This is a genomic window from Nocardioides nitrophenolicus, assembly GCF_016907515.1.
Taxonomy (GTDB): domain Bacteria; phylum Actinomycetota; class Actinomycetes; order Propionibacteriales; family Nocardioidaceae; genus Nocardioides; species Nocardioides nitrophenolicus.
In genome coordinates, this window is record NZ_JAFBBY010000001.1 from 1,684,237 (window position 1) to 1,705,797 (window position 21,561).

The 21,561-nt window shown below is 74.3% G+C and carries 15 protein-coding genes; 6 read left to right on the top strand and 9 right to left on the bottom strand.

The genetic code is table 11. The features are described 5' to 3' along the window. Positions 1-2: 2 nt before the first annotated feature. Together JOD66_RS08365 and JOD66_RS08370 are read left to right on the top strand one after the other, a co-directional pair. Entirely contained in the window at positions 3-5,696 is a 5,694-nt protein-coding gene (locus JOD66_RS08365; protein ID WP_204836430.1) for an Ig-like domain-containing protein, read from the top strand. Positions 5,697-5,806: 110 nt separating this feature from the next. Next, positions 5,807-6,124 (top strand): antibiotic biosynthesis monooxygenase family protein, encoded by a 318-nt coding sequence (locus JOD66_RS08370; protein ID WP_204836431.1) that lies wholly within the window; start codon positions 5,807-5,809, stop codon positions 6,122-6,124. On the opposite strand, the gene JOD66_RS08375 is transcribed toward JOD66_RS08370, so the two are convergent. The 3 genes from JOD66_RS08375 to JOD66_RS08385 are packed head-to-tail and all read right to left on the bottom strand — an operon-like array spanning position 6,111 to position 8,612. Beyond that, positions 6,111-6,581, bottom strand: a complete 471-nt coding sequence (locus JOD66_RS08375) for an SRPBCC family protein (RefSeq protein WP_205126296.1) — start codon at positions 6,579-6,581, stop codon at positions 6,111-6,113. The genes JOD66_RS08370 and JOD66_RS08375 overlap by 14 nt on opposite strands. After that, entirely contained in the window at positions 6,509-7,939 is a 1,431-nt protein-coding gene (purB, locus tag JOD66_RS08380; RefSeq protein ID WP_204836432.1) for an adenylosuccinate lyase, read from the bottom strand. Before purB ends, JOD66_RS08375 begins: the two co-directional genes overlap by 73 nt. A 52-nt stretch (positions 7,940-7,991) precedes the next feature. Continuing rightward, entirely contained in the window at positions 7,992-8,612 is a 621-nt protein-coding gene (locus JOD66_RS08385) for a response regulator (protein WP_204836433.1), read from the bottom strand. A 212-nt stretch (positions 8,613-8,824) separates the two neighbouring features. Here JOD66_RS08385 and JOD66_RS08390 point away from each other — a divergent pair, with 212 nt between their 5' ends. Beyond that, the gene (locus JOD66_RS08390) at positions 8,825-12,577 is read left to right on the top strand and encodes an nSTAND1 domain-containing NTPase (protein ID WP_204836434.1); all 3,753 of its coding nucleotides are present in this window, start codon (positions 8,825-8,827) and stop codon (positions 12,575-12,577) included. Positions 12,578-12,590: 13 nt separating this feature from the next. Here the strand turns inward: JOD66_RS08390 and JOD66_RS08395 are convergent, their stop codons facing one another. From JOD66_RS08395 to purD, 5 genes are all read right to left on the bottom strand, one after another. Further along, positions 12,591-13,082 (bottom strand): GNAT family N-acetyltransferase, encoded by a 492-nt coding sequence (locus JOD66_RS08395; protein ID WP_204836435.1) that lies wholly within the window; start codon positions 13,080-13,082, stop codon positions 12,591-12,593. Between the two features lie 49 nt (positions 13,083-13,131). Next, positions 13,132-13,536 (bottom strand): type II toxin-antitoxin system VapC family toxin, encoded by a 405-nt coding sequence (locus tag JOD66_RS08400; RefSeq protein WP_204836436.1) that lies wholly within the window; start codon positions 13,534-13,536, stop codon positions 13,132-13,134. Further along, the gene (locus JOD66_RS08405; RefSeq protein ID WP_204836437.1) at positions 13,533-13,754 is read right to left on the bottom strand and encodes a type II toxin-antitoxin system CcdA family antitoxin; all 222 of its coding nucleotides are present in this window, start codon (positions 13,752-13,754) and stop codon (positions 13,533-13,535) included. The genes JOD66_RS08400 and JOD66_RS08405 overlap by 4 nt, the downstream gene beginning before the upstream one ends. An 81-nt stretch (positions 13,755-13,835) precedes the next feature. Then, on the bottom strand, positions 13,836-14,330 hold the full coding sequence (locus JOD66_RS08410) for a GNAT family N-acetyltransferase (RefSeq protein ID WP_204836438.1): 495 nt from the start codon (positions 14,328-14,330) through the stop codon (positions 13,836-13,838). Next, positions 14,327-15,607, bottom strand: coding sequence for a phosphoribosylamine--glycine ligase (purD, locus tag JOD66_RS08415; RefSeq protein ID WP_204836439.1), 1,281 nt, complete (start codon positions 15,605-15,607; stop codon positions 14,327-14,329). Before purD ends, JOD66_RS08410 begins: the two co-directional genes overlap by 4 nt. A 155-nt stretch (positions 15,608-15,762) precedes the next feature. Here purD and JOD66_RS08420 point away from each other — a divergent pair, with 155 nt between their 5' ends. Further along, on the top strand, positions 15,763-17,934 hold the full coding sequence (locus JOD66_RS08420) for a serine/threonine-protein kinase (protein WP_204836440.1): 2,172 nt from the start codon (positions 15,763-15,765) through the stop codon (positions 17,932-17,934). After that, a complete protein-coding gene (locus tag JOD66_RS08425) occupies positions 17,934-20,021 on the top strand; it encodes a serine/threonine-protein kinase (RefSeq protein WP_204836441.1) in 2,088 nt (695 codons plus the stop codon). Before JOD66_RS08420 ends, JOD66_RS08425 begins: the two co-directional genes overlap by 1 nt. Positions 20,022-20,024: 3 nt before the next feature. Here the strand turns inward: JOD66_RS08425 and JOD66_RS08430 are convergent, their stop codons facing one another. Then, the gene (locus JOD66_RS08430; RefSeq protein WP_204836442.1) at positions 20,025-20,885 is read right to left on the bottom strand and encodes an alpha/beta hydrolase; all 861 of its coding nucleotides are present in this window, start codon (positions 20,883-20,885) and stop codon (positions 20,025-20,027) included. A gap of 104 nt (positions 20,886-20,989) precedes the next feature. Between JOD66_RS08430 and JOD66_RS08435 the strand changes: the two genes are divergently transcribed. After that, positions 20,990-21,556 (top strand): TetR/AcrR family transcriptional regulator, encoded by a 567-nt coding sequence (locus JOD66_RS08435; RefSeq protein ID WP_307823390.1) that lies wholly within the window; start codon positions 20,990-20,992, stop codon positions 21,554-21,556. Positions 21,557-21,561: the final 5 nt, after the last annotated feature.

Sequence of the window (21,561 nt, forward strand, 5' to 3'; positions counted from 1 at the left end):
CCATGAAGCTCCCCCGGATCGCGCTCTCCGCGGCCCTCGCCGTCAGCGGCGCGCTGGTCGCCGCGTCCACGACGGCCGCGCCCGCCCGGGCCGCGGCGCCGACCACCGGCTGCGACACGCTGGCGGAGTCCGGCTACCGCCAGTCCATCATCGCCACCGGCGTGACCGAGCCCCGTGGCATCGACGTCGACACCGCCGGCGTGGTCTACGTCGGCCATGGAGAACAGGTCGACAAGCTGACCCCGGCGGACGGCTCCTACACCAGAACCACTGCCGGCGGCTCCTTCACGCCGTACGCGATCGCGGTGGGGAACGACGGCACGATCTACGTGGCCGACCGGCCGAACGGCAAGGTGGAGAAGCTGGTCCCGTCGGGCGGGACCTACACCGAGCAGAACGTGGCCTGGGGCTACGGAGGCGGCCTCGCCGCTCTGGACGTCGACGCCTCGGGCGCGGTCTACATCGGCGACACCTCCAACCAGCGGATCACCAAGCTGACCCCGGGAGGCGGCGGCTACACCCCGTCCGGCGTGGACTCCCTTCCCCTGACCGAGGTCCGCGGCATCGCCGTGTTCGGCACCACCTTGTGGTTCACGATGGACGACGACACCGTCCGTGCGCTGAACATCCCCGGCCACACGCCGGGCAACCCGATCCCGACGAGCGGGCTGTCCGGCCCGCGTGGCCTCGACCTCGACCCGTCCGGCCCGGCTCCGGCCCTCGTCGTGGCCGACACCGGCAACAACCGGGTGGTCCGGTTCAGCCTCGCGGGCGACGCTCTGCGCACCCTCCCGGCCGACGGCCTCGACCAGCCCCAGGACATCGCGGCCGGCCTGGACGGCAACCTCTACGTCGCCGACACCGGCAACGATCGCGTGGTCAGACTGACTCCTCTCGCGGTCGACGCCGACGCCGACACCGCGACGACGAGCGCCGGTGACGCCGTCACGGCCGACGTCCTCGGCAACGACACGGCCGACGGCACCGATCTGGCCGACGCGCCCACCATCGCGACGAACCCGGAGCACGGCACCGCGACCGTCAACCCGAACGGCACCATCACCTACGCCCCGGCGGCCGGGTTCTCCGGCACCGACACCTACGTATACGCCGTGCGGGACGCCTCCGGCACGGTGTGCGCGACGGCGAAGGTCACCGTCACCGTCAGTCAGGACAACGCCTGCGGCGCGATCGGCACCACCGGCCCGCTGACCCGGCTCCCCATCGAGACCGGCACCGACTACCCGACGTACGTCGACGCGAACGCCGGCGGCGACCTGTTCGTCACCGACTCCGAGAACGGCCTGATCGCGAAGCTGACGCCGTCGGAGGCGGGCTACACCCGGTCGGTCGCGGCCACCGGCGTCGGCAATGTCGGCGCCATCGCGGTCGACGACTCCGACGACGACGGCCGGCTGTGGGTGGTGCGCTACCCGGGACAGGTGCTCGAGCTGACCCCGTCCGGGTCGACGTACGCCATCGCGAACACCTACAGCGGCGGCCTGCTGAACAACGTCGGCGGCATCGACGTGGCCCCGAACGGCGACGTCTACGTCAGCATCAACGCCACCTCGTTCGGCACGGGCGGCGTCGTCCGACTGTCCGGACCGAGCAGGACGCAGACCCAGGTGATCAGCGGCCTCGACGTCCCGCACCAGGTGACGGTCGACGACGACGGCGCGGTCTACGTCGCCAGCTACACGCGCGTGGTGAAGTACGACGGCACGACCCAGACCGACGCGGTCACCGGTCTCGGCAGCGGCCAGGGAGTCGCCGTCGACAGCACCGGCACCCTGTGGATCAGCACCACCGAGGACCCCGGCGTCTGGACGGCGGCACCCGCCGGCGCCGGCTACGCCGCCAAGCAGCTCTACGCCCCCTGGGGCGCGAACAACGCCTACAACCTCGTCGTCACCGACGACGACACCGTCTTCGTGGCCGACTTCGAAAGGCTCTGGGAGTTCGGCCCGCTGACGGTCGAGGCGCAGGACGACACGGCCACCGTCGGCGCGAACGGCTCGGTCACCACCGACGTGCGGGCCAACGACGTCACCAACTCCTTCCTCGACGAGATCACCGTGGTGAGCGCGCCCGCCCACGGCACCGCCACCGTCAACGCCGACGCCACGGTGACCTACCGGCCCACTCCCGGGTTCTCCGGCGCCGACCACTACGACTACCTGGCCCGCGACGAGGACGGCCTGGTCTGCGCCGTGGCCCGGGTGACGCTCACCGTCACCACGTCCGACGGCTGCGGCGACATCCCGTCGAAGGAGTACGGCTACGACCTGGTCGTCAGCGACGACGACTTCGTCGAGCCGGCGGGCGTCGCGATCGACTCGAGGAACTTCGTGCTCATCGCCGACGCGGCCGGGGCCCGGGTGAACGCGTGGGCCCCGGGTGCGGGACCCTCGCCGATCGACCAGGAGCCGGGCCTGGACCCGCAGGGCATCGCCACCGACGCGCAGGGCAACGTCTACTACGCCGACGAGGGCGAGCACGAGATCGTGAAGCTCACCTGGTCGGAGGACGACAACGACTACACCACCCGGACCGTCCTCGCCCAGGGGCTCCAGCGCCCGGCCGGCGTCGCCGTCGACGCGGACGGCGACGTCTTCTTCACCGAGCGCGCCAGCGGCCATGTCCACCGGCTGACACCGTCGGGTGGGAGCTACACGTCCTCGCTCGTCGCCTCCGGGCTGGGCAGCCCGCGCGGCATCGCCGTCGGCGCGGACGGCGACCTGTTCGTCGCCGACCGCAGCGACAACCGGCTCGTGAGGCTGACGCCGTCCGGGGCCGACTACGCCCTGAGCGTCGTGTCCACCAGCCTGCTCGGCCCGGTCGGGGTCACCGTCCGGCCGGACGGCGTACTCCTCGTGGCCGACACCGAGAACCGGCGGGTGCTGCAGCTGACGCCCAACGGCTCGGGCTACGCCCAGACCGTGGCCCAGCGCTGGGACACCCGCACCCCCACCTGGATCGCCGCGCCCGACAACGATCGGCTGATCGTCTCCGACCCGGAGAACGACGACATCCTGATGATGGTCGCGGTCGGCATCACGGCCGAGGACGACACCGCGACGACGACCCTGGCGGCCCCGGTGACCACCGACGTGCGCGCCAACGACATCGGCATCGACGGCGCCCCGGCCGTCACGACGGTGTCGGTGCCGCCCGACGGGGGCATGGCGAGCGTCGGCCCGGACGGGAGGATCACCTACACCCCGCAGGCGGGGTTCTCGGGGACGGACCGCTACGTCTACCAGAACCGGGTCACCCTGGAGGGCAGCGCCGAGTTCATCGGGATCACCGCCTACCTGCACATCGACGTCTGCGACTCCGCCGAGGTCACGGTGACCGTGCCCAACGTCTTCACCGCCGGTCCCGGCGTCACCACCCCGCAGAACGAGCCGGTGACGACGGCGATCGCGGCGATCGTGACCACGGGCGGCGCGGCGCTGGACCCCACCGCCGTGACCCAGGCCCAGGCCCCGGCCCACGGCTCGCTGTCGGTCGACGGCGTCACCGGAGCGGTGACCTACACCCCCGACGCCGGCTACAGCGGCGCCGACTCCTACCGGGTCCGGGTGTGCGACACGGCCGACCCGGCCGAGTGCGCGGAGATCACCGTGCCCGTGACCGTCGAGGCGAACACCGTCACGGCCGAGGACGACACCGCCACCACGTCGGTCGCCGAACCGGTCGTCACCGACGTGGCGGCCAACGACGACAGCGCGTCCGGCCAGGCCTTCGGCACCATCACGGTCAGCACGCCGTCCGACAGCGGCAGCACCACCGTCGACGGCTCCGAGGTCACGTTCACACCGGACCCCGGCTTCTCCGGCGCGACCAGCTACGGCTACCGGATCTGCGACACCTCCACGCCCACCCCGGTCTGCGACCAGGCGACGGTGCACGTCACCGTCGACAACGTGTTCGTCGCCGGTCCCGGCCTGAGCACGCCGCAGAACCAGTCGGTGGCCGCGACGACGGCCGGGATCGCGACCACCGCGGGCATGCCGCTCGACCCGTCGGGATCGAGCATCGTGCAGCCCCCTGGCCACGGCACGGCGATCCTCAGCAACGGCACCCTGACCTACATCCCGTTGCAGGGGTTCAGCGGCTCGGACTCGGTCGCCGTCACCGTGTGTGACACCTCGACGCCCCAGCAATGCGCCACCATCACGGTGCCCGTCACGGTCGGGGTCAACACGGTGACCGCCGGCGACGACACCGCCTCCACCACCGTCGTGACCGCGGTCACCACCGACGTGGTCGACAACGACACCTCCACCTCGGGCCAGGCACTGGCCGAGCCGACGATCGACACGGCGCCCGGCCACGGCAGCACCGCCGTCGTCGGCGACGCGATCACCTACACCCCCGATGCCGGGTTCTCCGGTGACGACTCCTACGTCTACGAGATCTGCGACACCTCGAACCCGACGCCGGTCTGCGACACCGGGACCGTCACCGTGACCGTCGACAACGTCTTCACCACGGGCGCCTCGGTCACGACGGCGTACAACACGCCGGTCACGACCGGCCTCGACGACTACGCCACCACCACCGGCAGGCCGCTCGCGCCGGCCGCGACCACCCTGGTCACCGGGCCCGGGCACGGCTCCATCTCGATCGACCCGACCACGGGCGCCGTCACCTACAGCCCGAGCGCAGGGTTCAGCGGCTCCGACGGCTACACCGTCCAGGTCTGCGACAGCTCGGTGCCGGTCCAGTGTGCCGAGGCGAGCATCGACGTCACGGTCCAGACCAAGCCGGCGCCCACCAGCGGCCCCACCATCACCGTGCACGCCCCCGACAAGGCCACGCTCGAGGTCACCAAGGCGGGCAAGACCAAGCCGGTCGCCCTCACCGGCTCGGTCACCGTCACCGGCATCAACCCGGCCACGCGGGTCAGCGGCAAGGCGGTGACCGGCTCGGCGACCCTCTACGGCCCGGCGAAGAAGCCCGGTCCCGGGATGTGCACGCCGGCCGCAGCCGTCGCCACCGTCTCCTTCGCGCCCGTCAACGGCACCACGGCCCTGCCCGCGGTCACGGTGGACCGGCCCGGTCACTACACCTGGGTCGCCTCGACCAGCGCCGACGGCGACAACCTCGCCAGCACCCAGTCCTGCGGCGCTCCGGACTCGACCACGCTCGTCCACCGACCGTCGCTGCCGGCCAAGATCACCGTCAAGACCGGGTACGCCGGCGTCGTCGCCGCCCCCGCGGCCCACGGCCGCCGGATCCGGCCGGTCCGGATCAGCATCCCCGCCCTGCGGCTCAACACCCGGCTCCAGACCGTCGGCATCCGCAAGCGGGACATGGTGATCCCGACCGACCCCGCGCGCGGCGGCTGGCTCGCCGGCTCCGCCGCCCCGGGCGAGTCCGTCGGCTCCACCGTCATCGCCGGTCACGTCTCCGACCGCGGCGACCGGCCCGGCGCCTTCGGCAGGCTGCGCCGGGCGCGCCCCGGTCAGGTCGTCGTCGTGAAGACCGCCGACGGCTCGGTGAGGCGCTACCGGATCGAGACCGTCACCACCCAGCCCCGCACCAAGGGCCTGACCGGAGCCACGACCTCGACCACCGGCGAGCACCGGCTCACCCTGGTCACCTGCACCGGCCGGGTCACCTACCCCAACGGCCGGTTCCACTACACGAAGAACCTGGTCGTGACCGCCGTGCCGATCGGCTGACCGCCGGCGGCGCCCCCCGAGCGGCGGGCCCGGACGGACCGAATCCCCCCAGGTCCGTCCGGGTCACGCCTTGCGGGCGGGGATGAGGAGTCGCGCCCTAGGCTCGGGTCATGTCCGTCGTGAAGATCAACGCCATCCAGGTCCCGCCCAACGCCGGCCCCGAGCTGGAGAAGCGGTTCGCCGCCCGGGCCGGGGCGGTCGAGAAGGCGCCCGGCTTCCTGGGCTTCCAGCTGCTCCGGCCCACCGCCGGCGAGGACCGCTACTTCGTGGTGACCCACTGGGCCGACGAGGATTCCTTCGCCGCGTGGCGCGACGGCGACGCCCGGGCCGCCCACGCGACGCCCGAGGGCGAGGCGCCGCGCAAGCCGGTCGCGACCGGTGCCGACCTGCTGGAGTTCGAGGTCGTGCTCGACGTCAAGCCGGCCTGAGCAGGTCCGCCGCGCGGCGCAGGTCGGCCGCCACGGCCGGCCGCGCGCCCACGGTGAGCAGCCGGCCCAGGCCGAGGCCGCGTACGCCGAAGTGCGCGGTCACCGTGCAGCGCTCGGCCCCGGTGGGGGCGAAGCGGAGCTCCAGCCGCGCCCGGAACGGGCCCCAGTCCCCCTCCTCGACCCAGCGGTGCGGCGGCTCGGAGAGCGTCGTGCGCATCCGCGGGCGTACCCCCGGCACCACGGTGACGTCGGTCCACGCCGCCCCGCCGTGGCGTACGTCGGCGACCGCGCGCAGCGAGGACTGCCACAACGGGCGGTGGCGCGGGTCGGCGAGGTAGTCGAAGGCCCGGTCCGCGGGGACCGGGAAGGCGACCTCGACCGGGCTCAGAGGATCGCGCCCGGCTGGTAGTCGGCGGCGCCCGGGTGGGCGGCCACGACGGCCGCGACCCGGCGGCAGACCTCCTGGGTCTGGGCCACGGCGGCACCGGTGAAGGTGATCGGCTCGGCCACCAGCGACTGCAGCTGCTCCTCGGTGAGGCCGAGCCGCTCGTCGGCGGCGAGCTTGGCGAAGACGTCGTTCTCGGCCTGGCCCTGGCGCATCGCCAGGGCGGTGCCGACCGCCGCCTCCTTGATCGCCTCGTGCGCGCTCTCGCGGCCCACGCCGTTGCGGACCGCGGCCATCAGCACCTTCGTCGTGGCGAGATACGGCAGGTAGCGGTCCAGCTCGCGCTGGATCACCGCCGGGAAGGCGCCGAACTCGTCGAGCACGGTGAGGAAGGTCTGGAACAGCCCGTCGACGGCGAAGAAGGCGTCGGGCAGGGCCACCCGTCGTACGACCGAGCAGGAGACGTCTCCCTCGTTCCACTGGTCGCCGGCGAGCTCGCCGACCATGGAGAGATAGCCGCGGGTCACCACCGCGAGGCCGTTGACCCGCTCGCAGGAGCGGGTGTTCATCTTGTGGGGCATCGCGGAGGAGCCGACCTGGCCCTCCTTGAAGCCCTCGGTCACGATCTCGTTGCCGGCCATCAGCCGGATCGTGGTGGCGAGGTTGGACGGCGCCGCGGTCAGCTGGACCAGCGCGGACAGCACGTCGAAGTCGAGGGAGCGCGGGTAGACCTGCCCGACGCTGGTCAGCACCCGGTCGAAGCCGAGGTGCTGCGCGACCCGCTGCTCGAGGTCGGCGAGCTTGTCGGCATCGCCGCCGAGCAGGTCGAGCATGTCCTGCGCGGTGCCCATCGGGCCCTTGATGCCGCGCAGCGGGTAGCGACCGAGCAGGTCCTCGATCCGCTCCACCGCGATCATCAGCTCGTCGGCGACGGTCGCGAACCTCTTGCCGAGCGTGGTCGCCTGCGCGGCGACGTTGTGGCTGCGCCCGGCCATCACCGTGGTCTCGTGCTCGGCGGCGAGCCGGGCGAGCCGGGCGAGGGTCGCGACCGCACGCTCGAGCAGCAGCTCCAGCGACTGCTTGACCTGCAGCTGCTCGACGTTCTCGGTCAGGTCGCGGCTGGTCATCCCCTTGTGGATGTGCTCGTGACCGGCGAGCGCGGCGAACTCCTCGATCCGCGCCTTCACGTCGTGGCGGGTCACCCGCTCGCGGGCCGCGATGCTCGCCAGGTCGACGGCGTCCGCGCCCTGGTCGGCGACCTTCTCGTAGGCCTCGACGACACCGTCGGGCACCTCGATCCCGAGGTCGCGCTGCGCCTTGAGGACGGCGATCCACAGCTGCCGCTCGAGGACGATCTTGTGCTCGGGCGACCAGATGGCGGTGAGGTCGGCGGCGGCGTAGCGGGTGGCGAGGACGTTCGGGACGGTCACGGTGCGCCATTCTCCCACGTACCCGCCGCGACCCGGGTCTCGGCGCCACCGGTCACCGCACGTACCCGTCGACCGAGGCGAGGTGGATGAGGTGGTGGGAGTTGCCGGGCTGGTGCCCGTGCTGCTGGTACTTCTCGCGAACGCGCGCCAGATAGGTCTTCACCGCGCCGTCGCTGATCCTCAGCAACCGGCCCACCGCGCGCCGGTCCAGACCCTGGTCGATGGCGCGCAGGACCTGGACCTGGCGGGCCGAGAGGGCGGGCACTGCGGGGTTCAGCAGGGCGGGAGCCAGCGTCGCGGAGCAGACGAAGTCGCCGCCGGCGACGTCCTCCACGGCCGCGGAGAGCAGGGCGAGCGGGTCGCGCTTCAGCAGCACGCCCGCGGCGCCGGCCTCGACCGCCCGGCGCAGCGGCACGACCCGCTCCTCGGCGGTGTACAGGAGCACGCGGACGCCCCGCTCCCGCAGCTCCGCGAGCGCCCGGAGCGCGTCGTCGTGCGGGCACGCATCGAGGAGGGCGACGTCCTGCTCGCCTCCCTGCCGCACCAGGCCCTCGACGCTCGGCACCGAGGCGGTCACGACCACCGTGCTCGACGTACGGCGCAGGTGGCACTCGATCCCGTGGCGCAGGGCGGGATGCGGATCGACGAGGGCCAACCGGGTTCGCAGCTCCATGGGACGACGATCTCGGTGATCGGGGCTGTCCGGACCCGGTCCGGGCACGGTCGCACAAGGTCGCACACACACCGCGGGCGGGAGGAGAAGTCGGCCCATCGGAGTACGCCGGATTGCGCACGATGCGCCGGTCGAGCGTTGAGCCCTCGCCGATCCGCACCTAGCGTGCCGCGAGCGCGCTCGCCTGCGCGCCGGATCCGAAGGACTGACGAGTGCTCGATGCAGCGGTCACGACGGCGATGATCGAGGCGGTCACCGACCGCGCGCAGCTGGGGCAGCTGCTCACCCGGCTGCGCGCCGGGCGACCGGTCCGCGACCTGGCCACCGCGGTCGCCGAGCGGGTCGGCGAGCGGGACGCGGTCTCGTTCAGCACGATCTCCTCCTGGTGTCGGGGGGCGTCGGCGCCGAACCATCGGCAGTTCACGGCCTTCGGGGCGCTGCTGGCCGAGTGCGAGGCGGGCGACGCCGACCTCTGGTTCGACGCCGTACGACGGATCCGTGGCGCCGACGGTGCCGGACCGTCGCCCTATCCCGGCCTGGTGCCGTTCGCGGAGGCGGACGCCGCGGCGTTCAGCGGACGCGATGCCGTGATCGACGAGACGATGGCCTGCGTCGAGCGGGTCGCGGCGTCCGAGCAGCCTGATCGCGTCGTCGCCGTGATCGGCGCCTCGGGATCGGGCAAGACCTCGCTGATCCACGCCGGGCTGCTGCCACGGCTGCGCGCCGCGGACCGGGAGGCCACGGTCGTCGAGGCCGGGGACCAGCTCGACGACCTCCTCACCGCCGTCGACGCGACCATGGCGGCGAGCTCGGCGCTGGTCGTCGACCGCCTGGAGCAGCTGCTCCGCAGCGAGGTGTCCCACGACGTGCGGTCCGCCTTCTTCGCCGCCCTCACCGACGCGCGGCGGCAGGGCGTCACGATCCTGGTCCTCCGCGCGGACTTCTACGACCGCGCCGCGCAGCACCCGGTCGTGCTGCGGGCGCTGCGGACCGCGCAGGTCCTCGTCGGGCCGATGACGGAGGCAGACCTGACCGCCGCGATCGAGGGGCCCGCGCGCGCGGCCGGCTCCGTGGTGCCCGAGGGACTGGTCGAGCTGGTCAAGGCCGAGGCCGGGCGGGCGCCCGGCCTGCTCCCCCACCTCTCGCACGCACTGCGGCAGACCTGGGAGCACGGCCGTCGCGGCCGGATGAGCATCGCGGACTATCGCGCCGTCGGCGGGGTCGCCGGCGCGATCGAGCAGACCGCCGAGGCGGCGTACGCCGAGCTCTCGCCCCGCGCGCGGGACGCCGCTCGCCGGGTCTTCCTCCGGATGGTCGACGTCGCCGACGACGTCCCGCTGACCCGGCGGGCGGTCACCCGGTCGGAGCTGTCGACGATCATCGACCCGGCCGTCGACGAGCAGGACCGCCGGGTCCTCCTCGAGCATCTCGTCGCCGCGCGCCTGCTGGTCGTCGACGGCGAGGAGGTCGAGGTCGTCCACGAGGTCCTGCTGCGGGCCTGGCCGCGGCTCGCGGGCTGGGTCGAGAGCGTCCGCGAGTCCCTGCGCACGCAGGCCGGCCTGCGCGTCGCGACGTCGCTGTGGCTCGACGGCGGCAGGCAGGACGCCGACCTGGCCCGCGGGGCCGCCCTCCACGGCTACCGTGCCGTGGTCGCCGACGGGGTGCTGGCTACGACGGTGACCGAGCGGGGGTTCGTCGAGGCGAGCGAGCGGGCGCTGCTGGAAGCCGAGGTCGCCCAGCGACGGCGGGTCCGCCGGCTCCGCCTGCTGCTGGCCGCGGCGTCCGCGCTGGCGCTGGTGGCCGCCACGCTCGCGGTCGTGGCGGTCGTCGCGGGTCGCGATGCGGCCGCGGCGCGCGACGGAGCGAGGCAGGCCCGCGACGACGCGCTGTCGCGGCAGGTCGCGGTGACCGCGCAGGGGCTGGTGGACAGCGACCCCTCGGTCGCCGCCCTGCTCGCGGTGAGCGCCTACCGGGTCGCACCCACGCTGGAGGCGCGCTCCGCCGTCCTGGAGATCGGCCACGAGCCGCTCCCCCAGCGGATCCTCGGCGGTGCGGGCAGCAAGGCCGTCGCGCTCTCCGCCGACGGTGGCCTGCTGGTGACCTCCGACGCGGTCGCGGGGACCGTCGAGCTGCTCGCGCGCGACCGGTCCGGCTCCTACCGCCACGCCGGCACCCTCGAGCTGGGCGAGGAGACCTACGCGCTCGCACTCGCGCCGGGCGGGAGGGTGCTGGCCGCCGGTGGCACCGACACGAAGGTCCGGCTCTGGGACGTCTCCGACCCCGCGGCACCGCGGGCGCTCGGTGACCCGCTGGTGGGGGTGCGGGGACCGGTCCAGCGGGTCGCCTTCTCGCCCGACGGGTCCGAGCTGGCCGCGGTGGGCCAGGGCGAGGGCGTCTACCGGTGGGGCCTGGCCGATCCCGCGGCGCCGTCGCGCCTGCCGACCTTCGCGGTCCCGTCCGGGGTGACCTGGAGTGTGGCCTACCGTCCCGACGGGCGAGCGCTCGCGGTCACCGACGACGAGGGCGAGGTGCACCTGATCCGCCACCGCGACGGCCGGATCGTCGGCACCATCAGCCCCGCCGGGGAGCAGTCGGCGCGGGTCGCGAGCTTCAGTCCCGACGGCAGCCGGCTCGCCGTCGGCAGCGTCGTCACCAATCTCTTCCAGGTGTGGGACGTGCGCTCGCTGCGGGCGCCCCGGGCGGTGCCCGACGCCGACGACACGTTCACCAGCTACGTCAACGACGTGCGCTTCAGCGCGGACGGCAGGTACGCCGCGGCCGCGTCCTCCGACAGCACGGTGAAGGTCTGGGACACCTCGACCTGGACCGAGGTCGTCGTCCTGCACCACGCGGGCCTGGTCACCCAGCTCGCGTTCGCCGAGGACGGCACGCTCGCCACGGCGGCCACCGACGGCACCACCCGGGTCTGGCAGCTGCCGCGAGACCTGCCGCTCGACGCGCCCGCGTCGGTCTTCAACGTCTCCCAGTCCGCACGCACCGGCATGGTGGCCGCCGTCGGGAACGGCCATCTCCAGCTGGTCCGCCCCGACCCCGACGGCAGGCTCACCCCGGCGCACGCCCGGTCGCTCCTCGCCCCGTCGGCGACCGGGGGCGGCGGCATCTCGCCGGACGGCCGGTTCGTGACCCAGGGTCATCGCGACGGCCGGCTGCAGCTGCACCCGGTGGATCCGGGTCCGCCGCGCGGCGTCACCGTGATGGACGACCCGGCGTTCGGGGCGGTGCGGGACGTGGCCTGGAGCCCCGACGGGCGGCTGGTGGCGGCGGTGGGCGACGTCGAGCTGCGCGTCTTCGACGTCAGCGACCCGGCCCACCCGCGAGCGACGGCCCGCATCACCCAGGAGTCGCAGGCCGTGACCCTGGCCTGGCGCCCCCACGACCGGCTCCTCGCCGTCACCTACGGCCGAGGTCCGGTGCGCCTCTACGACGTGACCGACGCCGAGGATCCGGTGCTCGCCGCGGAGCTCGACTCCTCCTCCGGCGACGCCACCGCCCTGGCCTTCGACCCGTCCGGCGACCTGCTCGCCGTCGGTGGCGCGTCGGCGAGCGTCACCCTGTGGAAGGTCGCCGACACCACCCGGCCACGACGGGTCGGGGAGCCCCTGCGGGGTCCCACCTCCACGATCCAGTGGGCCGCCTTCTCACCCGACGACACGCTCCTGGTCGCGACGTCGAACGCCGGGGTGGCCTGGATCTGGGACGTCGGCGACCCCACGCGCCCTACGGACTTCGCGGTCCTGGGGCCCGTCGACGGGGCGCTCTTCGGAGTCGTCTTCGACCGGACCGGGGACCGGATCGCGGCCGGTGGGACGAACAACCGGCTCAATGTGTGGCCCGTCGACCTCGACCAGGTCGTCGCCCACGTCTGCGCCGACCTCGGCGCCGGCCTCACCGCGGAGGAGTGGCGCACCCACGTTCGCGGGGTGTCCTTCGTCGATCCCTGCTGAGCCTGCCCCGGGGTCACGCGCCTCGACGCACGGGGCGGACCAGCACCAGCTCGCCGTCCTCGGTGCTGCCGCGCACGCCGGTGAACCCCGCCTTCGCCGCCACCCGCAGGCTCGCGGCGTTGTCGGGCGCGATCGACGCCCGCACCCGCACGCCCGCCGCGTCGGCCCGGGCCAGCAGCGCGCCGAGCGCCTCGGTCGCCAGCCCGTAGCCGCGCGCCTCGGCGACCAGTCCGTAGCCCACCTCGACCTCGGGCAGGTCGTCGTCGGCCGGCTCCGGCGGGCTGAAGAAGCCGATCGAGCCGATCACCAGGCGCCGCTTGAGCGACACGATCGAGCGCGGGCCCCACGGGTCGCCGTCGCGCCAGAGGGTCGCCGCGCCGCGGTCGTCCTCGCGGGGGAAGTCGGGATGCCAGCCGGGCCGGCGCTCACCGGATCTCACGGCGGAGGCCGTCTCGGCGTCCCACAGGACGAGGGCCAGCCGTGCGGTCGTGACGCCATCCACCATGGGTCCACTGTGCCAGCCTGCCGGGGTCGCGGACGGCCGGGTCGTGGCGTCAGTGCTCACGATCTCCGGCGCGGGCCACGATCACCTCGCACGGCGGCCCGGATCGCTGCAGCCGCTCGTCGGTGGTCAGCAGCGGACAGCCGAACCGCTCGGCGAGGGCGACGTAGAGACCGTCGAGCACGCGCACCCGGTCCTGGAGCGCCATCGCTCTCGCGAGCAGCTCGCCGTCGAGGGGAACCTGGTCCTGCGACAGGCTGGCGGCATCGGACATCGCGGCCGTCGCCTCCGCCGGCGCCAGCTGCCCCCCGCGCACCATCCGGGCGATGGCGGAGAGCACCTCGGCGAGCTGATGGGCCGGAGCGGCGATCGGCTGCGCGAGATGTGCCAGCACGGCCGGCTTCGCGGGCTGGTCGGTCACGACGTCGACCAACGCCGAGGCGTCGAGGACGATCACGCGCCGAACTCTCCGCGCACCTCGTCCATCAGGGCGGTGGTGTCGACCAGGTGGCTGGTGCGCGGCGCACGCGCGCGAGCGGCCGCGATCCAGTCGGCATTGGCGCGGGCGTCCAACGCGTCGCGGAAGGCCTGCTGGGCGATCGACGAGATCGGCAGCTCCGTGCGGCGGAGCTCGTCGTACAACGCGTCAGGGACGTAGATGTTCACCTTCGGCATACCCCCAATGTACCCCCAGCTGGCTGACCTGGTCCGCGGTCGCACGAACCGCCCCTCGGCGGCTCTCGTCGTCCACAGGCCTCAGCTGTCGAGCATCCGCTGCCACCACACCACGTCGATCCACCTGTCGAGCTTGCGGCCGACCTCGCGCAGCACGCCCTGGCGCTCGAACCCGCAGGCGCGGTGCAGTCCCTCGGACGCGTCATTGGGCAGCGCGATGCACGCGAGGGCGGTCCGTACGCCGCCCGCGCGCATCCGGGCCAGCAGGTCGTCGTACAGCAGCCGGCCCAGGCCGCGACCGGCCGCCTCGGGCGCGAGATAGACGGTGACCTCGCGGGTGTGGTCGTAGGCGCCGCGGTCGCGGAACGGGCCGGAGTAGGCGAACCCGGCCACCTCCCCGGCCAGGTCGGCGACCAGGAAGTGGTCACCGGGGTGGGGGGAGGCCAGCTTCCGCTCCCACACCGCGCGCGGCGGTGGCTCGGTGTCGAAGGTCGCGTAGCCGGTGCGCACCTCGTGGGCGTAGATCGCGGCGACCGCGTCGAGGTCGGCGTCGGTCGCGGGCCGGATCGTCGTCATGAGTCTGGGTCCAGGCTGAGCGAGGCGCCCTCGACCACGCCCAGCGGCTCGGCGGCGATGTCGGAGCGGCGCTGCAGGCCCGGGAAGGCGATCAGGTCGGCGGCGGCGTACGCGCGGGAGCGGGCGTCGGCGACGTCGTACCCGACGGCGCGGACGGCGAGCACCCGACCGCCCGCCGTGACCAGCGAGCCGTCGACGAGCGCGGTGCCGGCGTGGATGACGTCGACGTCGGCGACCCCGTTCGCGCGGCCGACGCCGGTGATGACGTCGCCCTTCGACGAGGACTCCGGGTACCCGGCCGAGGCGAGCACGACGGTGACCGAGGCGCCGTCGCGGAAGCGCGGGGCGGCCACCTCCGCCAGCCGCCCGGTCGCCGCGGCGTGGAGCAGCTCGCCCAGCGGCGACTCCAGCAGCGCGAGCACCGGCTGGACGTCGGGGTCGCCGAAGCGGCAGTTGAACTCGATGACGCGCGGCCCGGCGGCGGTGAGCGCGAGCCCGACGTACAGGCAGCCGACGAAGGGCGCGCCCCGGCGGGCCATCTCGTCGAGGGTGGGCTGGACGACGGTGTCGACCACGGTGGCGGCGAGGTCGGCGGGCGCCCAGGCCAGCGGGGAGTAGGAGCCCATGCCGCCGGTGTTGGGGCCGCGGCCGCCGTCGAAGATCCGCTTGAAGTCCTGCGCCGGCTGCAGCGGCCGGGTGGTCGTGCCGTCGCAGACCGCGAACAGCGAGACCTCCGGTCCGTCGAGGAACTCCTCGACCACGACCCGCCCGCAGCCCGCCGCGTGGGCGAGCGCCTCGGCGCGGTCCAGGGTCACCACCACGCCCTTGCCGGCGGCGAGCGCGTCGTCCTTGACGACGTACGGCGCCCCGAACTCGTCGAGCGCCGCGGCCACCTCCTCCGGGGTGGTGCAGGTCCGCGACCCGGCGGTCGGTACGCCGGCCGCGGCCATCACCTCCTTGGAGAACGCCTTGGAGCCCTCGAGGCGCGCGGCGGCCCGCGACGGCCCGAAGACCGCGATCCCCGCCTCGCGCACGGCGTCCGCGACCCCGGCGACGAGCGGCGCCTCCGGGCCGACCACGACGAGATCGGCGCCCAGCGAGCGGGCCAGGGCGGCGACCGCCGCACCGTCCATCGCGTCGACGTCGTGGAGCGTCGCGAACGCGCCGATGCCCGGGTTGCCGGGGGCGGCGTGGACCTCGCTCACCCCGGGGTCGCGGGAGAGGGCGAGAGCCAGGGCGTGCTCGCGGCCGCCGGTGCCGATGACGAGGGTCTTCACGGACGTCGATCCTAGGAGGCGGGGCCTCCGGGCCGGGCCCGAGGCCTGAACTCGGCACCACGGGGCATGGAACGGCTGCACGGTCCTGCTCGGGCAGACTGTGCACACAGTCGGCTCGGGACGCATGGGGGTTTGGTCGGATGCAGGTGCCGCAGGTGGGAGACGTCGTCGGGCGCTACCGGATCGAGCGCGAGCTCGGCCGCGGCGGCATGGGCGTGGTCCTCGCCGCGACCGACACCCGGCTCAACCGCACCGTCGCGCTCAAGGTGATCACCGGACCCCACACCACCGACCCGCACTTCCGCGAGCGCTTCGAGGACGAGGCCGCGATGCTCGCCCGGATCGACTCGCCGTTCGTGGTCCGGCTGCTCGACCACGACGGCCAGGGACCGAGCCCCTATCTGGTCACCCAGTACGTCGACGGGACCGACCTCGCGCGACACGTCCGCGCCCACGGGCCACTGCCCGCGCGGGACGCGCTGACCCTGTGCGCCCAGGTCGCGCGTGGGCTCGGCGCGGCCCACCGCGCCGGCATCGTGCACCGCGACCTCAAGCTCAGCAACATCCTGGTGCGCGATCTCGGCACCCCGGAGCAGCACGCCTACGTCTGCGACTTCGGCATCGCCCGCGGTGACGGGCTCCCGCGGCGGACCGCCGCCGGCGTCGTGGTCGGGAGCTGGACCAACCTCGCCCCGGAGCGGACCGAGGGCACGCCCGCCACCGCGGCCAGCGATCTCTACGCCCTCGGCTGCGTGCTGTGGACCTGCCTGACCGCCACGCCGCCGTACGCCGGCGGCGAGGGCGAGGTGGCGCTCGCCCACGCCCACGCTCCCGTGCCACAGCTCCCGGGGAGCGACGCCTTCACGGTCCGGCTCAACGCCTTCCTGGCCCGGCTGCTCGCCAAGGACCCGGCCGCCCGGCCCGCCGACGCGGGCGAGGTGCGCGACGAGCTCGAGCGCCTGGTCGGCGCGGCGCCGCTGTCCCCGGCGGCCGCCGCGCGGCCCACGGTCGAGCGCCCGCTGCCCGCACCACCAGCAGCGCCACCAGCAGCGTCACCGGCCGCGCCGCCGCCCCCTCCTCCGCCGCGCCCCGGCCCCCTCGCCCGCCGCCGGCGCCGCTGGCCCTGGGCGGTCGTGGCGGTCGTCGTCCTGGCCGCGGGTGCGGCGGGCGCCGGCCTGGCGCTGCGCGACCACGAGAGCCCGTCGGCCACCCCGGCGGCCCGCGACGACGCGGTCACCGGCGACCTCGACGGCGACGGGTTCGGCGACCTCGCCGTCCTCGAGCTGTCCCCACCCGACACCAGCCGGCCCGACCAGCCGGCGGGCCGTCTCGAGCCGCACACCCGGTGGCGGCTGCTCTCCGACGGCGGCAGCTTCCGCGAGCGCACGGAGGCCACCGCCCCGGCCCCGACCTCGTGGCCCGACGGCACCGGCACCCTCACCCAGGCCGACGTCGACGGTGACGGACGCCCCGATCAGGTCTGGACGACGGTCGACGACGGCGACCGAGCGGTGGTCGACGTGATCCCGGCGGAGGGCGGCCCGTGGCACGACAGCTGGCCCGGCGGCGACTGGTCCAACCAGGGCCGCCCGCTGGTGGCCGACCTCAGCCGGGACGGCCGGGCCGACCTGGTCTACCTCAACGAGTTCCACGAGGACGACGAGCTGGTGATCGAGGTGGCCGTGGCGCACGACGACGGCTTCGCGGAGCCGGAGCCCTGGCTGGAGGCGGACGGCTACGCCTCCACGGCGCTCTACCTCTACGCCGGCGACGTGGACGGCGACGGAGCCGACGACGTGGTCCTCCAGGTCTCCCGCACCGGCAACGAGTCGGACCTGGTCCAGGTGCTCACCTCCGACGGCGGCTCCCTCACCCGCGAGGGCACCGAGCAGCGACTCGCGGTCCCCGGCTACACGCGGGGCATCCTGCTGCTCGCCGACACCGACGGCGACGGCGCCGACGAGCTGGTCCTCGCCGGCCGCCACGGCCTCGCGGCCCGTCGGTTCGCCGACGGCGCCCTCGCCGACCCGACGCCGTTGTGGACCACCACGCCCGACCAGTACGACGACTGGCGGTTCCGCTCCCGCGACTACCAGAACACCTACTGGCGATCGCGGCTGTGGGCCGCCTCGGACGTCGACGGCGACGGGGACGACGACATCGTCAACCTGCTCCCCGGACCGGACGGCTTCTCGATCGAGGTCTACCGCAGCGAGGGCGGCGCTCTCACCGCGCCGACAGCGTGGGGCACCCTGCCCTGCGGACCAGCGGGGGCCGACGGCACCCGCTGCCTCGACATCCCCCAGACGCTGCGAGTGGTGGGCTGATGGCCGCCCGGCTCGGGCCCGGCGCCACCCTGGGCCGCTACCGGATCGACCGCGAGCTCGGCCGCGGCGGCATGGGCGTCGTGTTCGCCGCGACCGACCTGCGCCTGGGCCGCACCGTCGCGCTCAAGGTGATCACCGGGCCCCATGCGAGCGACGCCGCCTTCCTGCACCGGTTCCACGCCGAGGCGACGGTGCTCTCCTCGCTCGCGTCGCCCCACGTCATCGACATCCACGACCACGACGAGATCGACGGCACCCCGTTCATCGTCACGCAGTACGTCGACGGGCCGGACCTCGCGCAGTGGCTGGCGGTGCGCAGCCCGCTGCCCGCCGACCAGGCGCTGCGCCTGTGCGCGCAGGTCGCGCGCGGCCTGAGCGATGCCCACCGGGCCGGCGTGATCCACCGCGACGTGAAGCCGGCCAACGTGCTGCTGCGCGATCCGGGCACGCCCGACGAGCACGTCTACCTGTGCGACTTCGGCATCGCGCGCGGCGACACCGGCGGGCTCACCGCCACCGGCGCGATCGCCGGCACCTGGGCCTATCTCGCGCCGGAGCGCACCCGCGGCGAGGCGGCGACGGTCCGCAGCGACCTGTACGCCCTCGGCTGCGTGCTGTGGGCCTGCCTGACCGGTGCGCCGCCCTACAGCGGGTCCGACGTGCAGATGGCGATCGCCCACTCCCAGGCCCCTGTCCGTCAGCTGCCCGGGACCAGCCCGTTCGCCGTCGAGCTCAACGGGCTGCTCGCGCGGCTGATGGCGAAGGACCCCCAGGACCGGCCCGCCGACGCGGCCCTCGCCCGGGCCGAGATCGAGCAGCTCGCCGCCGGCGCGCCCCACGACGTCCTCGCACCGCCACCGCCGCCGACCGTGGCCCCGGGCACCGGCCCCGCCGTGGCGCCGACCCAGCCACCCCCGCCCCCACCTCCGTCCCCGGCGCCGACCTCACGGCGGCGGCGCTGGCCGGTCGTCGTCGCCGCGCTGACCGCCCTGGCGGTGGGCGGTGGCGCGGTGGCGTGGACGGTGCTGCGGAGCGAGGAGGACCCGGCCCCCGGCCCCGGCGCGAGGACCACGACGGTGCGGGGCGACCTCGACGGCGACGGCTACGGCGACGTGGTGGTGCACGAGCCGGCGAGCGACGGCGCCAACGGGGTCGTGTGGGCGGTCCGCTCCAACGGCGGCGCCTTCGTGACGCCCGAGCCGGTGCCGGCGGAGCCCGGCGATCCCCACCTGGCCGACGTCGACGGCGACGGCGTGCCGGAGCAGGCGTGGGTCTACCGCGCCGGCGCCGAGGACGACCTCCACCTTCGCATCGTCGGCGACGAGGGCCGGATCGACCAGGCGACGGTGGCGATCCCCGAGGAGCTGGCCGGCTTCTCGGGCTCGCGGTACTTCGCCGACGTCGACGGAGACGGCGACGACGACCTGGTGCTCGACGGCGCCACGGACGCGGGGTCGGTCGTCGCGGTCGCCCCGGCCGACGACGGCGGCTTCGGCGAGCTGACCCGCTGGCACGACGGCCTCGGCGTCGACTCCCAGATCGTGGCGTTCGGCGACTTCGACGACGACGGCGACGACGACGCGGCCGTGCTGCTGCTCACCGAGGGCGCCCCCGACGCCGAGCACCTCACCCGCAACCTGGTCCTGCTGCGCGCCGACGACGACCACTTCACCGACGGTCCGCCCCTCGCGCTGCCGGCGCTGACCTGGAACGACGCCGCCTGGCTGGCCGGAGACGTCGACGGGACCGGCGCCGACGAGCTGGTCGCCGTGCAGGGCGTCGGCGGCCAGGCCGGCGTCGCGACCCTCGACGGCGACGGCTTCACGCAGTTGCGGACCGCGTGGGCGGGCAACGTGAGCGCGGAGGAGTGGAACCGGCGGATCGCCGAGGGGCCCGCCCTCCCCCCGGACCGCTACCTGCTCTCCGACGTCGACGGCGACGGCGACGGCGACCTGGTCCGGTTCGAGGGCGACTACGGCGACCGGCTCGGCGTCCTGCTCAACGACGCGGGCCGGTTCGCCGACCCGGTCCCGTGGGGTGAGCTGCCCTGCCGCCTCTGCGAGGAGCTCCCCCGGATGGTCGACTGAGCCTCACGCGGCGAGCCCGTGGCGCTCGAGGAACGCGAGCGCGGCGTCGGCGACCGCGCGCCAGCGGCTGTCGATCACCAGCGAGTGCCCGACGCCGGGGATCTCCACGATCTCGGTCGCGTGGTGCCGGTTCCGGCGCTGCCGCTTGTACGCCGCGTTGGCCAGGGCGAACGGGACGATGTTGTCCTTCTCGCCGGTGACGACGAGGAGCGGTCCGCGGTCGGCGTTGGTCTTGACCGCCTTGGTCTTCGCCCAGGGGTTGAGGTTCGCGGTGGCCGCCTGGAACAGCGGCCGGCCCGGGGCGGGCGTGTGCAGGCTCTCGTAGAGCTCGCGGGCCTCCTGCTCGGACACGGCGTTGGCGAAGCCGTAGCGGAACTCCTCGAAGCTCAGCGTCACGGTGCGGCCGCGGTTGAGCGGGTTGCCGAGGACCGGGAAGGACGCCTTGAGCGCCGAGAACGGCAGCGGGAGCACGCCCTGGCTGGGCGCCGGGTCGATGGCGACGGTGCCCGCGGCGAGGCCCCGCCCGGCGATGATCTGGGCGAGCAGGCCACCGAACGAGTGACCGATCACCACCGGCCGGCGGTCGAGGCCCTCGATCACCTGCTGGACGTGGTCGGCGACGTCGGGGACCGAGGTGCCGGCGAGCGTGTCGGGGTGGGCGTGGGCGGCGTCGTACGTCGGCTCGTCGCCGGGCCAGTCGACCGCGACCGCGGCGTACCCGCGGTCCTCGACGTGGGCCTTCCACGCGTCCCAGCTGCCCTGGAGCAGCCAGAGGCCGTGGACGAAGACGATCGGCTGACGGCCGGAGGCGTTGGCGGCGGCGACCTCGGCGGCCTCGCGGGCGGTGACGGTGGTGGTGCTCATGGCTTCTCCTCGTAAGATAGAGAGAACGTTCGTTCTCTTTGCTGGCTCAACCATGGAGGAGCGCCGTGCATTCCGTCAAGCACGAGATTCGTAGGATCGGGCCCGTGAAGGTGTCCGAGCCCCGCGAGCGCCTGCTCCGCACCGCGACCCGCCTGTTCTACGAGGAGGGCATCAACGGCGTCGGAGTGGACCGCGTCGTGGCCGAGGCCGGCGTCACCCGCGCCACCATGTACCGGCACTTCCCCGGCAAGGAGGCGCTCGTCGTCGCCTATCTCGAACACGAGGACGCCGTCATCCGCGGACTGTTCGCGGCCGCCGCGGAGCACGCGGCGGCCACCGACGCGAGCCCCGCCGACCTGCTCGCCCTCGTCATCGACGGGATCGCCGACGACGCCACCCGGCTGCACACCCGCGGCTGCCCGTTCATCAACGCCAGCGCGGAGTTCCCGGACGCCGACGGGCCGGTGCGCGCCGTCGTCCGTCGTCACCGCGCGTGGTTCCGCGCGACGCTCACCGAGCTGACGACCGCCGCCGGGGCCGCCGATCCCGCTGCCACCGCCGCCTCGCTGGTGCTCCTGCGCGACGCCATGCTCGTCGGCGGCTACCTCGACGGCACCGACGTCGCGACCGACTTCCGGGCTACCGCGCGGCAGGTGGCCGGACTGGCGTGAGGCAC